Origin of the sequence: uncultured Campylobacter sp., from assembly GCF_938045625.1 — a bacterium.
Lineage (GTDB): Bacteria > Campylobacterota > Campylobacteria > Campylobacterales > Campylobacteraceae > Campylobacter_A.
In genome coordinates this window covers 1-14,540 of sequence record NZ_CALIAV010000014.1, presented here as the reverse complement: position 1 = coordinate 14,540, position 14,540 = coordinate 1, and the positions used below count along the sequence as shown (strand labels likewise).

At 49.0% G+C, this 14,540-nt stretch carries 16 protein-coding genes; 3 read left to right on the top strand and 13 right to left on the bottom strand.

Translation table 11 applies throughout. The features are described 5' to 3' along the window. Window positions 1-486 (top strand): hypothetical protein (locus Q0386_RS00960; protein ID WP_299025788.1); only part of this gene is annotated, 486 nt, incomplete at its 5' end. Here Q0386_RS00960 and Q0386_RS00955 read toward each other — a convergent pair. From Q0386_RS00955 to Q0386_RS00935, 5 genes are read right to left on the bottom strand one after another with little or no spacing between them, the layout of a single operon-like run. Next, a complete protein-coding gene (locus Q0386_RS00955) occupies window positions 440-1,396 on the bottom strand; it encodes a VirK/YbjX family protein (protein ID WP_299025785.1) in 957 nt (318 codons plus the stop codon). The genes Q0386_RS00960 and Q0386_RS00955 overlap by 47 nt on opposite strands. Window positions 1,397-1,406: 10 nt before the next feature. Then, window positions 1,407-2,354 carry a glycosyltransferase family 8 protein gene (locus Q0386_RS00950; protein WP_299025791.1) on the bottom strand — a complete coding sequence of 316 codons (948 nt, stop codon included), beginning with the start codon at window positions 2,352-2,354 and terminating at the stop codon, window positions 1,407-1,409. Continuing rightward, window positions 2,344-2,880 carry an HAD family hydrolase gene (locus Q0386_RS00945; protein ID WP_299025782.1) on the bottom strand — a complete coding sequence of 179 codons (537 nt, stop codon included), beginning with the start codon at window positions 2,878-2,880 and terminating at the stop codon, window positions 2,344-2,346. The genes Q0386_RS00950 and Q0386_RS00945 overlap by 11 nt, the downstream gene beginning before the upstream one ends. Next, window positions 2,870-3,841, bottom strand: a complete 972-nt coding sequence (gene rfaD, locus Q0386_RS00940; RefSeq protein ID WP_299025779.1) for an ADP-glyceromanno-heptose 6-epimerase — start codon at window positions 3,839-3,841, stop codon at window positions 2,870-2,872. The genes Q0386_RS00945 and rfaD overlap by 11 nt, the downstream gene beginning before the upstream one ends. Next, window positions 3,838-4,356, bottom strand: coding sequence for an O-antigen ligase family protein (locus Q0386_RS00935; RefSeq protein WP_367272369.1), 519 nt, complete (start codon window positions 4,354-4,356; stop codon window positions 3,838-3,840). Before Q0386_RS00935 ends, rfaD begins: the two co-directional genes overlap by 4 nt. 117 nt (window positions 4,357-4,473) lie before the next feature. Here Q0386_RS00935 and Q0386_RS00930 point away from each other — a divergent pair, with 117 nt between their 5' ends. After that, the gene (locus Q0386_RS00930) at window positions 4,474-5,433 is read left to right on the top strand and encodes an SIS domain-containing protein (RefSeq protein WP_299025774.1); all 960 of its coding nucleotides are present in this window, start codon (window positions 4,474-4,476) and stop codon (window positions 5,431-5,433) included. Window position 5,434: 1 nt separating this feature from the next. Continuing rightward, window positions 5,435-6,208: a pseudouridine synthase gene (locus Q0386_RS00925; RefSeq protein ID WP_299025771.1), complete on the top strand. Its 774-nt coding sequence runs from the start codon at window positions 5,435-5,437 to the stop codon at window positions 6,206-6,208. Between the two features lie 398 nt (window positions 6,209-6,606). Here the strand turns inward: Q0386_RS00925 and Q0386_RS00920 are convergent, their stop codons facing one another. The 8 genes from Q0386_RS00920 to ccsA form a co-directional block, all read right to left on the bottom strand. Continuing rightward, window positions 6,607-7,116 (bottom strand): hypothetical protein, encoded by a 510-nt coding sequence (locus Q0386_RS00920; protein WP_299025768.1) that lies wholly within the window; start codon window positions 7,114-7,116, stop codon window positions 6,607-6,609. Then, window positions 7,113-8,066: a hypothetical protein gene (locus tag Q0386_RS00915; RefSeq protein ID WP_299025765.1), complete on the bottom strand. Its 954-nt coding sequence runs from the start codon at window positions 8,064-8,066 to the stop codon at window positions 7,113-7,115. The genes Q0386_RS00920 and Q0386_RS00915 overlap by 4 nt, the downstream gene beginning before the upstream one ends. Continuing rightward, window positions 8,063-8,737, bottom strand: coding sequence for an ABC transporter ATP-binding protein (locus Q0386_RS00910; protein WP_297940493.1), 675 nt, complete (start codon window positions 8,735-8,737; stop codon window positions 8,063-8,065). The genes Q0386_RS00915 and Q0386_RS00910 overlap by 4 nt, the downstream gene beginning before the upstream one ends. Then, entirely contained in the window at window positions 8,734-9,843 is a 1,110-nt protein-coding gene (locus Q0386_RS00905) for an FtsX-like permease family protein (protein WP_299025762.1), read from the bottom strand. Before Q0386_RS00905 ends, Q0386_RS00910 begins: the two co-directional genes overlap by 4 nt. Further along, window positions 9,833-10,021 carry a hypothetical protein gene (locus tag Q0386_RS00900; protein WP_299025759.1) on the bottom strand — a complete coding sequence of 63 codons (189 nt, stop codon included), beginning with the start codon at window positions 10,019-10,021 and terminating at the stop codon, window positions 9,833-9,835. The genes Q0386_RS00905 and Q0386_RS00900 overlap by 11 nt, the downstream gene beginning before the upstream one ends. After that, the gene (locus Q0386_RS00895; RefSeq protein WP_299025756.1) at window positions 10,018-11,154 is read right to left on the bottom strand and encodes a nitrous oxide reductase accessory protein NosL; all 1,137 of its coding nucleotides are present in this window, start codon (window positions 11,152-11,154) and stop codon (window positions 10,018-10,020) included. Before Q0386_RS00895 ends, Q0386_RS00900 begins: the two co-directional genes overlap by 4 nt. A 14-nt stretch (window positions 11,155-11,168) precedes the next feature. Then, window positions 11,169-12,014, bottom strand: coding sequence for a tetratricopeptide repeat protein (locus Q0386_RS00890; protein ID WP_299025753.1), 846 nt, complete (start codon window positions 12,012-12,014; stop codon window positions 11,169-11,171). Between the two features lie 11 nt (window positions 12,015-12,025). Continuing rightward, window positions 12,026-14,540: cytochrome c biogenesis protein CcsA (gene ccsA, locus Q0386_RS00885; protein ID WP_299025750.1), on the bottom strand; the 2,515-nt coding region annotated here is incomplete at its 5' end.

The window sequence follows — 14,540 nt, the reverse complement described above, 5'->3', positions numbered from 1 at the left end:
GCTCATCTGCCTACGGCAAAAATCGAACGGGACGTATTCTTCGTGGGAGAGGCGAAAGGAACCCGAAAAAAAGACCTGTCGCAGATTGCTGCCGCATTGGAAAATGTCGGACTAACCTATGAGTTTCGTCTGGTGCGCCAACGACGGCACGGGCATCATTGGCAAGATGCGGCTACCGATTATCTTCCTTACCCCCAGGTCATCCATCGAATCGAAAGCAGCCGCGCCATTCTCGAATTGATCTCTAATGGTCAAACCGGTCTTACACAACGTCCTTATGAAGCTCTCTTTTTCCGGAAAAAGCTGATTACAAACAGTGATGAAGTCCGTCATTACGACTTTTACCGCCCGGAAAATATTTTTATTCTCGGCAAACGAAATATGGAAGATTTACCCCAGTTTCTACGCGCCCCTTACCAGCCTCTTCCCGAGGCCATCATCAATCAGTACGATTTTCTCCACTGGCTGGCACGCTTTTATCAGTGAAGCTCTCTGTTAATCTAAATAATCCCTGCATCCCCGCCGTTATGGCGGTATCTATCTCGTCCATCAAAGCGAAGCGGCGGCGGTAGACGGCGCGTTTTCTCGTGGGTACTTCTTCCATGGTCTTACGCTCTTCCGTCAACGGCAGTTCGTCAAAGCGGGGATCCGACGTTTCCCATCCCCCTGTTTCCCGCCAGAAATCGCTAAAGTTCGTCTTGAGTTTGCGATCGAGTCGAACATGGTTGTTGGCGTAGTAGCCCTCGTTCGTCACCGCCAAGATGCGGGCGATTCCCATAGCGCGGGCCACCGCTTGGGTGGCGTAGAGGATGAGGTTTTTCGTCCGAAAGCCGTGACAAGATTTCGTAAGCCTTTTGAGCACGTCCTTCGCGTCGCCAAGGTTCGGCCCCTGCATAGCTCCAATCCATAAAGTCCACGCCCCCGCCCCATCCTTAGCGATCCAAAAGATCATCTGGTAGAGGGCGGCATCATCCCAGTACAGAACCACCGACAGAAGGCCTTCTTTCCTCTGCCCCGGATCAAAGGAAAGTTCAATCCGCAGGGGCTTCTCCTCAAATAAGCTCTCCCAAAGAAGATAACCTTTGCCCTGATAAATGCCCGCCACCACCTCCGGCAAGAATCGCCGCGCCAGAAAGGTCATGTGTTCTTCCACCAGCCGGATGCGCTCATCGAAAGTGGATCGATGATAGAAAAAGGCCCGGGTTGGCTGCTCGTAGACGAAAGGATAGGATGCCGCGACGGCGGCGAGAAGCGGCGTCGTGTGAAAATAGGCATCCAATTTTCGCATCCGGCCGCGGTTCAGCCAGCACCGCAGGATAAAGATTACGCAGCGGCGCGCCTCCCGTCCTTTGCGGACATCGTATATTCTTTTCCCTAACGCGATGGCGCTGTCCATGTCTCTCTCCTCAATGCCCGCCGCCCCAGACGGCGCTCCAAAACCTGCCGATGCGAAGGCGGAGGAGCTGACGCCCGATGGAGCGGTTCTTTTTGCGCGGGTCAAACTGCGGCATCGGCGCGTCGGCGAAGGCCGTCTTTTCCAAGATATCGTAATAAACACCGTTAAAAGCCGGGTGACGGGAATACTCCCACGGCTTATAGCTGCCCGCGTAGTGCAGGATGCCCGGGTTCTCCCGAGCGGCGGCGGCTTCGTAACGCCACGGGGAGACCGCCACTTTCAAAAACATGAACCAGACGGGAGGAATCACGTTCCAGCGCAGGGGCAGCGGCTGCCAGTTATCCCGGAAAAAATCGTTCAGCACGTCCTGATCGTGGTGAGGGTAGTCTTTTCCTTTCGCCAAGGTCAAGAGATGCCGCGTGTAATCCCCCCGCCGCCACGCGCCAAGGTCTAACAGAAGGACGCCGGAATTAAAATACGGCGCACCGGCGGATAGGCCGATACACGCCGCCTTCTCCCGCCTGCGCCGGGCAGAGGTCATGATGCCGCAATCGGGGACGGCCGCGACGGGCTGCCCTCCCATGTCTATTCCCCAAAGACCCGCCGCGTCATCAAAAAAGAGCAGATCGCAGTCAAGGTAGAGAACGCGCGCTACCGTCTCCGGCAAAAGTTCAGCTGCCGCCAAGCGGACGTAAGCCGTGCGGCTGAGCTGGGCGCTGACGAAAAAATCGTCAAAGGCCTTCCCTTCAATGGAGAGGAAGGTCAAACGTTTTCCTCCCAGTGCCGCCACGGTTTTTTCCATTTTTTCCTTTTTTTCGGCCGTCACTCCGTCGTCTAAGACGAAAAAGTGAAGACGCTCCGGCGCCGCCGTACGGAGTAAGGCGGAAGCCATGGCCACAGCGGCGTGCTGGGCGTACCGATCATACGCCGCGAAAACGATATGAATCTCATCGGCCATGTTCGTCACACTCCATGCCGCGTAAAAGCGCCGTCAACAGGCTGCCCCCCTCATACCGCACACCCCGAATACCGGCCCGAGCGGCACATTCCATATCCTGCTGGGCATCGCCAATGAAAAAGGACGCGCTCTTGTCGATGTGAAGCACCCGGCAGGCCTCTTCCACCAGCGCTGTCCCCGGTTTGCGGCAGTCGCAGTTCTTTCGGTACTTTGCCACAGTTCCCCCAGGATGGTGGGGGCAATAGTAAAAAGCGTCGATATGCGCGCCACTCTCCCCCAGCCGCTCATTCATCCAGCGGTGTAGCTTCTCCACATCCTCTTCCGTATAAAATCCCCGGGCAACGCCGCTCTGATTCGTGACGACAACGGTGAGATAGCCATGGTCGTTGGCCCAGCGCAGGGCGGCGGGAGCGTCTTTGATCCAGCGGAATTCTTCCGGCTTGTAAAGATAGTGCGTGTCCACATTCAGCGTCCCGTCGCGGTCAAAAAAAATCGCCGGGCGAAGGCGCGCCTCTTTATTTTCCATAGGTGAAATAACCGCCGTCTTTTAAGAAATCGCAGTATTCCTTGACGGCCGCCCGCATCTCCGTGAATCCCTCGTCGTACCCTGCCTCTAAGAGGAGGCGCTGATCAGACTCGGTAAAGGACTGATACTTTCCTTTCAAAATCTCCGGAAAAGCCCTATACTCAATGGTGCCCTTGCCTATAGCATCGATGACCGCCTGCGCCGCTTCGTTATAGGTATGTGCTTCGCCGGTGCCGCAGTTATAGATCCCGCTGGGCCCCTTTTCCCTCCAGAACCATAGATTGACCTTCACCACGTCTTTGACATAAATGAAATCCCGCCGCTGCTCGCCGGGGCCGTATTCACCGTACCCGCTGAAAAGACGGGCTTCACCGGTTTCGTTGATCTGATTGTAGAGCTGATAGAAAATGGAAGCCATCTTCCCTTTGTGCTGTTCCTGAGGGCCATAGACGTTAAAATAACGGAGCCCCACCACTTGACTGCGGGCTTCAGGGAGAATCTGCCGCACGTAACGGTCGAACGCTAACTTGGAAAAAGCATAGGGATTGAGGGCATCCTCACACTCGTCCCCTTCGCGAAAGCCGTTCGTCCCCAAGCCATAAGTGGAAGCGGAGGAAGCGTAGAGGAAGGGGATGCGGTGTTCCAGGCTGTAATGGAGCATGGCCTTGGAATACTCGTAGTTGACGCTCATCATGTAGTTCACGTCGTATTCCATGGTATCCGAGCAGGCCCCTTCGTGAAAGATGGCGTCCACATCGGTGCCGTCAAAATCGTCATCCTCGATATTTTGCAGGAAATCGTCCTTGTACCGGTAATCGAAGAATTTCAGCCCCCGAAGGTTCTTGTAATTCTGACCGTCTTTGAGGTCGTCCACGATGAGGATGTCGTCGCGCCCCTGTCGGTTGAGTTCTTTGACGAGATTGCTGCCGATGAAGCCGGCGCCGCCGGTTACGATGATCATGCACTTCGCTCCTTTCGCGTCAGGGCGATCCACTGGAGACAGATCGCCAGAGAAAACCAATAGGCTTTGGAAACCACCACGGTTCCCAGATTATACTCCGTCAGCCCCTGCAGCATAACACCTAAGACAATGGCCAAAAAGGCCAAATACGCCGATTCCTTCGTCCGAAGCCAGCCACGCAGAGCAAAGGCCATGAAATACAGCCACATGCCGCAGAAGGCAAACGCTCCCACAGCCCCCCGCTCCCCCAGCATCTGCATGACGTTGCTGTGGGCGTGTCCCTGCCGGCGCTCTTTGGCCGCCGGACTGATATACTGCGTCTGGTAGGCGTGGGCATAATTCCCCAGTCCCACCCCTAAGACGGGATGATCCTGAAACGCATGAACGGCACTCTGCCACATGAGTAGCCGCTCGGAATTAGACTGATACGTCGGCTGGGCCAGTGTCACCAACCGCGCCTGAAAGGCCGGGGTCTGCGTAAGGATTCCACCCAAGAGGAAAAAGGCCAGCCCCATCCTGACAAGACAACACTTTTTCTGTCGGGCCGCCAAGGCATCCGCAAACATATATTTAGAAAAGTCAAAAAGTATCCGACCATCGTGCCGATAATATACCTGATGTAAGGGCGCAAAATGAGCGATATAATCAAAATAGCCGCTAACGTGCTAAAGACGGAGGCTAACGAGCTAACAAGAAATGCCGAAATTTTAGACGGCGAATTTGAAAAAGCTGTCGAGATTTTATACCAAACCAAAGGTAAAGTCGTGGTTACGGGCGTGGGTAAAAGCGGACACGTCGGCACAAAGATCGCTGCGACGCTTGCTAGCACGGGCACGCCTAGCTTTTTCATGCATCCGACCGAGGCGATGCACGGTGATCTGGGTATGATTGGTAAGGATGATACGCTACTAGCCATTAGCTTTAGCGGTGAGAGCGAGGAGCTAACTAAAATCCTACCTCACGTGCAGCGTTTTGGCGTGCCGATAGTTGCGATGGCGAGAGATAAATTTAGTACGCTGGGTAAATTTAGCGACGCCTTTGTGAAGCTTGACGTTAGCAAAGAAGCCTGCCCCCTGGACGCTGCGCCGACTAGCTCGACGACGCTAACGTTAGCCCTAGGCGACGCGTTAGCCGTTTGTTTGATGGAAAAGCGAGGATTTAAAAAAGAGGATTTTGCAAATTTTCATCCAGGCGGAAGTCTTGGCAAGAGATTATTTTTAAAAGTAAAAGACGTGATGAGAAGCGAAAATTTGCCTATAGTCCGCTGGAATGCGAGTCTAAAACAGGCGATCGATACGATGACGCACGGCAAACTCGGCACCGTCCTCATCGTCGATAAAGACGGCGTTTTGGATGCGATTTTAAGCGACGGAGACCTTAGGCGCGCGCTGATGAGAGAGGACTTTGATCTAAACGACGCTGCGATCAAATATGCGACGCTAAAGCCAAAAGAGCTAAACGATAAAGAGATGTTAGCGATAGATGCGTTAGCGCTCATCGAGCGGTACAAGATCCAGCTCCTAGCCGTCGTAGAAAACGGCGTTCCGGTCGGTGTTTTACACATACACGACCTTGCAAATTTAGGACTATAAAATGCAAAAAAGCAGACTAAATAAATTTATATCGCATAACACGAGTTATTCGCGTAGAGAGGCTGACGAGCTCATAAAACAAGGTAAAGTTAGCGTAAACGGCCGATTAGTTAGTGAGCTAGCCACTAGCGTTAGCGATGAGGATAAAGTGAAGATAAACGGCCGCATAGTGAGACTGAAAAAAGAATTTACCGTGATCGTTTATCACAAACAAAAAGGCGAACTCGTTAGTAAAAAAGACGACCGTGGACGCAAAACGATCTATGATAGCCTTGACCGACAGTTTGCTAAATTTGTTAGTATCGGGCGACTTGACTACGCTAGCGAGGGGCTGCTTTTACTAACGGACGCTCCAGCGATCGCAACCGCGCTGATGAACAGCGACGTCGAGCGCGAATATTATCTCAAAGTAAAAGGCGAGATAACGCCCGAAGTAATAACGGCGATGAACGAGGGGTTTTTTGCCGCGGATGCCACCAAGGGTGCGCATGCTAAAACTGCGATAAAATCAATGGAATTTAAGCCCTTTTTGGACTATAAAATTTTTGGCGCCAGCGGCGGCTTTACGAAACTAAAAGTCGTGATAAACGAGGGACAAAACCGCGAACTACGCCGATTTTTTGGATATTTCGACCTTGAGGTAATGGATCTAAAACGCGTTAGTTTCGGGCGCGTCGATCTTGGTATACTAAAGCCTGGTAAATGGCGATACTTTGAAAACGGCGAATACGAAGCGCTGAGGGATTTTCTAAAGGTAAATAACGTTAGGTACTAACCTTTTGTAAAACGTTATCCGTCAGTTACGTAAAATTCATAGTTAAAAATTAACGTTAGCTAATAGTTCATCAAATTTTCAAACCGGCAGAAAAATTGATCAAATTTTTGAAATACGTACAAATTTAACCGACAAAGATGAAATTTCAACATCTACCGTTAATAAGTCATCTCCTGTAGTAGTAAATTTACTAACGTTTAAGCACCTGTTTGGACGTCAAATTTGCAAACTATGAGGAGACTTATTAAGTTTGTTTTACTAAAATTTAGTTGTAAAAGGTTAATTGACTCCTTTCAAATTCTTAAAATATAGGCAAATTTAAAATTAAATCCGTCAAATTTAACTATTTTACTTTGTAGAGATAATTTAGGATAATAAAAACAAACAGGCTTTAAAAGCTAAATTTTATTCTCCGAAAGTAAGATAAAAATGAGCGGATTTATCAGTGTTTCTCCGCGTGCGGCGTAGAGCATTACGTCCTCGAAATAGTTATCATTGATGCCGTAAACGTGATATTCGTACGCGCCGATACCGTATCCCATCGGAGTGATGTCCACGCGCGAATACCAGGCGTTTTTAGCTAGGATATAGCGGCTGGTGTCTTGCGAATACACCCACAGCACGATGTCGTCTTTGTTTTTTTGCCGCATGAGCCACGTAAACGAGTTTGAGATGTCGTAGAAAAAGTACGTATCGCCGTTTGGCATCACCGCCTGAGCCGTGTTGTTTAGGTCGCTGATGAGCACCTTGCTTTCAAAGCAGAGGTATTTGTTTAGCTCGATTTCTAGCGGCTTTTTTTCTATATTGCCGTGGCGAACGACGATCTTGCCCTCGCTAGTATCCACCGAAAACGCGAGTAGCGCCACCACACCGATGAGTAGCACGGCGGCGAAAATTTGCTTTATCATAATAAAACTCCTCGCAAAAGGTAGTATTTAGCGACGAAAAAGCTACAAACAAGAGCATTTACGATCAGCCAAAAAGAGGAAATTTTGAGCAAATGCTCGTAAGGTTTTTTCACGATTAGCTCCACCAAAAACGCCGATATGCCGTAGAAAATACCCAAAAACAGCGAACCCCAGATGAGGTAACCGACGTAAAAATACTCGCCCTTTAGCATGCAGTACGGGCATTTGTGATTTGGCTGTTCGTAGACGTAAAGCCCGAAAAAATAAGTAATCGCGTAGTATGCGATAAATAAAAACAGCAGGTTGCAAACAAAGCTCGCCATCGTCTGTTTGAGTAAATTTAGCGTCAAAATGACCGCAAAAATGGCGTAGTAAAATATGACCAAATTTAACTTCGTGTAGCCAAACGGTAGCTTTGGCGCCTGAAACACGACAGAGCAACAAAATACGGGTACTTTTAACGGTACGTTGCTAAAAAACAAAATCTCAGCGGCAAATTCGACCAAAACGCCGATAAAAAGCGCGGTGAAAATGATGTATTTTCGCTTTAAATACGGAAAATTCGTCGCCTTTAAATCAAGCGAATTTATGATGAGCCACAACCCAAAGCCAAAGATAAGCAGTAGTTTTAGCAGTAGTAAAATGCCGCCAAATTGGTTTGATCCGATGACGCCCGCCGAACACATAGCACCAGGCACTACGTCTGCTAGCTTGTTTAGGGATAGCGCGAAAAATACGAACAAAACGATCTTGCAAACTACGGCGAAAAACAAAATCGTATTTACTAGATAGTTGCGCTTTTCTAGGTCGTATTGCAAATTTGACGTCGAGTTAAAGTCCCACAGCCGCATGATGCGCACGACGAAATACTGCGAAATGCCCATCAGCACGATGATGATAAGCTCGATCAGTAAAAATGCGATGACAACGTCCGATAAAAATACGCTCACAACATCTCTCCGTCCTGCATCCTCACGTAGCCGTCCACGAAGTCCAGATCGTCAAATAAAATATCGTGCGTGGCGACGACGACGGTCTTTTTTAGCTCTTTAAATTTTTTCAGCATTTCGATGAAGATGAGCGAGTTTTGCTTGTCCAAATTTGCCGTCGGTTCGTCGGCTAGTATGACGCTAGGATCCATCGCTAGAGCCCTTGCTATCGCACATCGCTGCTTCTCGCCGCCACTTAGCTTTGAGATGATTTGATCTTTTTTGTGCGCGATATTAGCGAGATTTAGCGCGCGCTCGATTTGCGAATTTAGCTCGGCTTTTTTAAGACTTGTTAGACTTAGCGGCGCTAGTACGTTTTGATAGACGCTAAGGCCCTCGATCAGGTTAAATGACTGAAATATAAACCCGACCTCGCTGTGTCTAAAATTTGAGCTCATGATGTCGGGTAGCTTTGAGACGTTGCGACCGTTGATTAGCGCTTCGCCGCTACTTGGCTTGCTAAGTGCGCCGAGTATTCCTAGTAGCGTGCTTTTGCCGCTACCGCTGACGCCTTTTAGGATGACTAGATCACCGCTTTTTACCGTCAAATTTATATTTTTCAGCGCGTGAAATTCGTTTGGTTTGTTTTGATTGTAAATTTTACAGAGATTTTTTACTTCTATCGCGTTCATTTTACCGCCTCGCTCATGTCGCTAACGGCGATACGCCACGACGGGATGATGACGAATGCCAAAAACGGAATCACGCTAAAAACGAAGATCAAAAATAGCATATTAAAGTCTATTATCGGCGTGAAATCAGTAAAATTCGCCACCTCGCTGCCTAAAAATATATCTCGTAAAAACGGCGCGCCGAACAAAAACACGTATAGATACGCTCCCGCAACGCCTAGCAAATAGGCGCTAAAAGAAACTACGATGTTTTGGATAAATTTAAGCGCGATGATGTTTCTCACGCTAAAGCCGATACCGCGCAATATCGCGATCTCCTTTTTCTTCTCGCCGTAAGCGAGCGAAATTTGATTTTTCAGCAAGATAAAAAACGAAACCATCGCCACGACGTAAAGCACCATGAAAATGCCGCCTTTGTAGTAGTAAAGGTGCCTTATTTTGGCTACTCCGTCCTCGATACTCGTAACCTCGGTGTTTGGATAGACGTTTTGGATCTTTAGCGCTACTTCGCTGATCTCGTTGACGTTTGGCACCTCGACGTAGAGTCTAGTGTATTCGCCCTCTTTTAGACTTAGTACTTCGCGCGCGGTGGCGGGATTCATGTAGATAACGTCGTTTGAGACGATACCCGTTTCATGCGGCGCGGTTTTGTTGATCTTTATCGGGATCATTTTTTCTTCGGTTAAAAAGTTAAAAACGTCCTCGTAATAAAGCTCCGCCATCTCTTTTTTCACGCCTTCGCCCACGATCATCTCGTTTTCGTCCAAATTTTCATCGCCGACGATGTGAAACCAGACTCTTTTTTGCGCGAAATAATACTCTCCCTCGACCGCTCCCTCGACGCTAGCAACGCCTGGGATCTTTGAGACGTCGTAGATGTAGCCGTCGTGTATCAGGTCTCGTTTGCCCGCGCGTAGAGCTTCGACGACGATTTCCGGTTTTGAGCGGGTCAAATTTGTAAGGTCGCTTTGGATGGAGCTTGAGACGAAAAGAACCGCGCTTAAGATAAACACGATAAAAGCGAATATAAAAAAGCTAAAAGCGTGATCGGCGCGGTCTTTATAGAGCAGTGTAATGGCGTAATCGATAAAATTTTTACTCGGCATAGACAAACTTCCCGTACTCTTTTGAAATAAAATTCGTCGAAATTTGCGCGTCTTTGACGGATTTTTGGATCAAATTTAGCTGAGCCCCCTTGCCTGCTCTATCAAAGCCAAGATAATGCGCTCCGATACAAACGTAAAGGATCGCAAAAAAGCCCGCTAAAACGCAGATGAGCCTCACATCAACCTCTCAACCAAAAGCGTAGTTATCTCGTCAAATTTGACGATCTGCTTGCCGCCGTGATCTTTGGCGAAGGTCTTAGCGTCCTCTTCGTTTGCAAACGGAATCAGCTCGTTACCCATAGGTCCGAGTACGTTTGAGCCGGTTACGTAGTAGGCGGTTCTGGCGTCGATTTTGTTTAGCTTGTAGTAGTCGCTAACGAAAATTTGATCGTCTTTTTTGCCTTTTTCGAAATAATACTTCATCATGTCCTTGACGCCGTCAAAGTAATGCTCCTCTTTGTCCGTCTTCATCATCGTCGCCCACTGCGGGTTTTTGCCGATTAGCATACCACAAACAGGGCAGCGCGCGCCTTTTGGCACGACGATTCTCTCGGCTTTTTGCGTTTTTTGCTTAGATTTTGAGGCTTGATCGCTCGTGCCTAAATTTGCCGGAGCGTCCCATAGATATAGAGCTGCTGCTTGCAGGTGCTTGTCGTATTCAGGAGCTTTGCTAGCGCCCTTTGCGTCGCATGTTTTTTTGAGGTGGGCTTTTAGCTCGGAGATGGCTTTAAAGCTTTTTGGATCGACTTTCTCGCAGTTTGCTTCGTAAAATTCCTTGCCGTGCGCGTAAACGCCGCCTTCGCGTTTAGCTTTTATCATCTTGTTATCGCCCTCAAAGTCCTGTCCCGCGATCTCGTAAGCCTTAGCGAAATTCATTATCTCGCCGCCGTTTTCAGCCTGGAACTCTTTCGCGTCGGCCTCGGTTGAAAAGGCGTATTTGCTGTTTCTAGTCATCGTGCCGCCGATCTTGCTGCCGACGACGTAAAAGGCTTTATTTGCATCGATCAAATTTAGATTTTTCGTATCGACGACCTGTGCGTCGCTTGGGATTTTTCCTTCCGTTAGTTCGTATAAGCAGTGCAGAGATGCTACTTGTTTGCCGTTATAAACGTGGTTGGTTTTATAAAATTTAACCAAATTCATCCCGCAAACGGCGCAGTACTCTTTATCCTCGCCGCTTCCTACGAGCGTAGCTTTGCTTGGATCCACGCTTTGAAACATCGGCTTCATCTTGCCGGCTTGCTCGTTTGCTTCGGCGCCGAAAAGTAGCGCCGCCAGTAGCGCCGAACCCAAAATAGAACGTAAAATCATACTATCTCCTTAAATTATTTAGTTTTATTTGTTTCCGGTTTTAAAAACTCCGCATTCTCGCACGCGACTTTTAGACCTTTTGCACAGCTTTTTTCAAAGAGCTCTTTAGCCTTGGCGATATCGGCCGCGACACCTTTGCCCTCGGCGTACATTATGGCTAGGTTGTTGCAGCCTTTGTCGTAGTTTAGGTTGCAGGATTTTTCGTAAAATTCTTTAGCTTTAGCGTAGTCTTGCTCCGTACCCTGGCCGAATGCATATAAAAAGCCGAGGTTATCGCAGCCGATACCCACGCCGCCCGCGCAGGCCTTTTCGTAAAATGATTTTGCTTTAGCGTAGTCTTTTTCTACGCCCATGCCCTCAAGGTGCAGGTAGCCTAGGTTGTTGCATCCTATCATATCGCCGTAGTTGCAGGCTTTGGTGTAGAGCGAGATGGCTTTTTTGATATCGGTTTTGACGCCTGCGCCGTTTGCGTAAAGAAGTCCTAGCGCAGTGCAGCCCTCGTCATCTTGGCAGGCTTTTTCGTAGTATGCGGCGGCTTTGGCGAAGTCCTGAGTCGCACCGTTGCCGCTTTCATAGATGTAGCCTAGGTTGTTGCAAGCAAGCGCAAATTTAGCGTTGCAAGCTTTTTGGTATAAATTTATCGCCTTTTCGTAATTTTTCTCCGCGCCGCCCGTGCCTTCGAAATACACCACGGCAAGGTTGTAGCAGCCAGAAGCCTTGTTTTCCTCGTGGCAGGCTTTTTCGTAGATTTCTATCAGCTTTTTATGGTCGCCGCTTTGCTGGGCTTGCATGCCCTCTTGGATAAAGCCCGCGTTTACGCTAGCGCATAAAACCGCCGCCGCTAGTAGTTTTTTATACATTTTTTCTCCTTTTAAATCGTTTTTACGTCGCGCCCTCTAAAGGCTAGCGCGGTTATCAAAAGCATGCAGCCAAGCGCGATATATACGCTAATATGCACCAGCGGCAAATCTCCGCTGGCATAAGAGTGCATGCCTGTTAGGTAAAAATTTACGCCAAAATAAGTCATCGCGATCGAAGCATAAGAAAACACCGATGCGATCAAAAATACGTAGAGCGAATTTAGCTTCGGTATAAAGCGCAGATGCAGCGTGATCGCGTAAATTAGGATCGATACGTACGACCAAGTCTCCTTGCTATCCCAGCCCCAGTAGCGCCCCCAGCTCTCGTTCGCCCAGATTCCGCCGAAAAAATTTCCAAGCGTCAGTAGGCAAATGCCGATAATCAGGCTCGCCTCGTCGATAGCCGCGATATATCTGATCTGTTCGTTTAGGCGCGTTTCGTTGGCTTTGTTTTTAAACGCCATGAGTCCTAGCGCGATTAGCCCCAGCACGCAGCCAAGGCCCAAAAATCCGTAGCTAGCCGTGATTACCGAGACGTGGATACTGAGCCAATACGACTTTAGCACCGGAACCAAATTTGTTATCTGCGGATTTACGAAGCTCATATGCGCCACCAGCATCACGATGCCAGCTAGCAGCGCGGCCGCCGCAAGCGCAAGCAACGAACGTCTAAAAAATATCATCCCAGCTAGCGCTCCAGACCAGCCGATATAGATCATTGATTCGTAACTATCGCTCCAAGGCGCGTGCCCCGAGACGTACCAGCGTAGCGCCAAGGCCGCCGTATGCACCGCAAAACCGAGCGCGAACGTAGCTAAAATCGCTCGCTCAAGCGGTAAAATTCGCCTCGATAAAAACACCGAAGCAAGCCCCAATAAAAGCGCGGCAAAGCCCAAAATCCAGTAAAAATAAACTAGCTTTTTAAATACCGAAGCACGGTTGTAAAAGACTTCGGCATCGACTCTGCTAACGCTAGGTAAAATTTCCGCCGAGGCCGTTCGCTGATAGTTTCTTAGCGCGGCTAGCGCGGAGTCCGCCTTGCTCCAGTCGTTATCCGCGATGCCCTCTTGCAGACCAACAAGATAGTCGTTTAGCATGTTTTTTGCGTCTAGAGCGACTCGCTCGTCGTTAAAGGCGTCGTTTGGCGAGAGCCACGCGTGCTGTGGGTCGTTTGCCGCAGGGATAAATTTAAAAAACGTGCCCTTAAACGTTAGATACGCGATGTTTAGTCGCTCGTCAAATTTGATGAGGTCGTTATCGAGCGTGCCTCGTTTTGATAGAGGTTTTTCGTTCGCGGCTTCGACCTGCGCGGCTAGTTTATACTCGCCGTTTGCGTCAAACGCGTCCCTAAAGCTCGCGTAATCTCCGCTTAAATTTAGCATTTTTTTGATTTCGCCGTTTTTTATTTTGACGATTTTGATATCTTGCCACAGCGCGGGGTTTAGACTCATCCCAAGCACTATTTGTTCGGCACTTAGGCCATAAAGCGAGTCTGTGCCGGAGATTTTATTTACGATTTCGCTCGCTTCGGTGCTTAGCGGCTTTATCCTGCCCGCGTAGTCTTGCACGAGAAGCTTTGCAAATTCGCCGTTAGCGTGAGCGGCGGTGTTTGCGGCGAAAGTTTTTAAAATCTCGCTCTCGTTTTGCTCGGCCGCGTTTGCGTTAAAATTTAAAAAACCAAGCGCGATAAACGCCGCGACGAGCGAAAATCTGCTGTTTTTTATGAAATTTATGAGTTTTAAAAATCGGCTATTTTTAGTAAAAAAGTTGCCGACGACGCCGACGCAAAGCAAGAAATATCCGATGTAGGTCGGGATTTTGCCCGGATCGCGGTTGACCTCTAGTACTGTGCCTTGCTCGTCCGCGTCGTAGGAGGACTGAAAGAGCTTAAAACCTTGCAAATTTAGCGGATGGTTCATGTAAATTTTATACTTTGCCAAAATTTCTCCCGAATCAGATAAAGCCTCTACGTCGCTAGAGTATGAGGACGGGCTTTGCGAGCCGGGGTAGCGCTCAAGCTCAAATTTAATAAGCTTTATCGAAAACGGCAAGCTAACTAGCTTTGAGCCCCAAGTTAGCATTATCTCCTCGCCGTCAAAATTTAGCATACTAGGCTCACCTAGCCAGCCTACGCCGCCGTGGATTTTGGCCGTTTGTTCCCGCTGCCCTTCAAAGCCGGCTTTTACTACGAGAGTGCCTCGTTCGCCTTTTGGCGCGGCTTTATAGGAGTCAAATTTGACGGTGAAATTTTTTGAGTTTATGCTTTGCGTGAAGCTAAAATTATTATCCCCGATTTGGGTTAAATTTAGCGGATACTCGAAAAATGCATCTTTGGTTCGGATCTGCAGATACGGCTTTACGCTCACCATCTCGTTTCCGCTCTCGCCGGCCCTTACGTGTAGTACGCCCTCGGCGCCCAGATAGCGCGTCAAAGCCGCGCCGATAAAGATAACGATAAATGCCGCATGCATAACGAAGGAGCCGAAGCGGCGCCACATTTTGGTTTTAATTATAATGCCGAGCAGG

Bases quoted from the DNA above. Each gene is read 5' to 3' on its own strand.
- Q0386_RS00905 (WP_299025762.1), bottom strand. From the start codon at position 9,843: ATGCCGAGTAAAAATTTTATCGATTACGCCATTACACTGCTCTATAAA.
- Q0386_RS00955 (WP_299025785.1), bottom strand. From the start codon at position 1,396: ATGGACAGCGCCATCGCGTTAGGGAAAAGAATATACGATGTCCGCAAA.
- Q0386_RS00930 (WP_299025774.1), top strand. From the start codon at position 4,474: ATGAGCGATATAATCAAAATAGCCGCTAACGTGCTAAAGACGGAGGCT.
- Q0386_RS00950 (WP_299025791.1), bottom strand. From the start codon at position 2,354: ATGGCCGATGAGATTCATATCGTTTTCGCGGCGTATGATCGGTACGCC.
- Q0386_RS00895 (WP_299025756.1), bottom strand. From the start codon at position 11,154: ATGATTTTACGTTCTATTTTGGGTTCGGCGCTACTGGCGGCGCTACTT.
- Q0386_RS00920 (WP_299025768.1), bottom strand. From the start codon at position 7,116: ATGATAAAGCAAATTTTCGCCGCCGTGCTACTCATCGGTGTGGTGGCG.
- Q0386_RS00925 (WP_299025771.1), top strand. From the start codon at position 5,435: ATGCAAAAAAGCAGACTAAATAAATTTATATCGCATAACACGAGTTAT.
- Q0386_RS00890 (WP_299025753.1), bottom strand. From the start codon at position 12,014: ATGTATAAAAAACTACTAGCGGCGGCGGTTTTATGCGCTAGCGTAAAC.
- Q0386_RS00910 (WP_297940493.1), bottom strand. From the start codon at position 8,737: ATGAACGCGATAGAAGTAAAAAATCTCTGTAAAATTTACAATCAAAAC.
- Q0386_RS00935 (WP_367272369.1), bottom strand. From the start codon at position 4,356: ATGGGGCTGGCCTTTTTCCTCTTGGGTGGAATCCTTACGCAGACCCCG.
- rfaD (WP_299025779.1), bottom strand. From the start codon at position 3,841: ATGATCATCGTAACCGGCGGCGCCGGCTTCATCGGCAGCAATCTCGTC.
- Q0386_RS00945 (WP_299025782.1), bottom strand. From the start codon at position 2,880: ATGGAAAATAAAGAGGCGCGCCTTCGCCCGGCGATTTTTTTTGACCGC.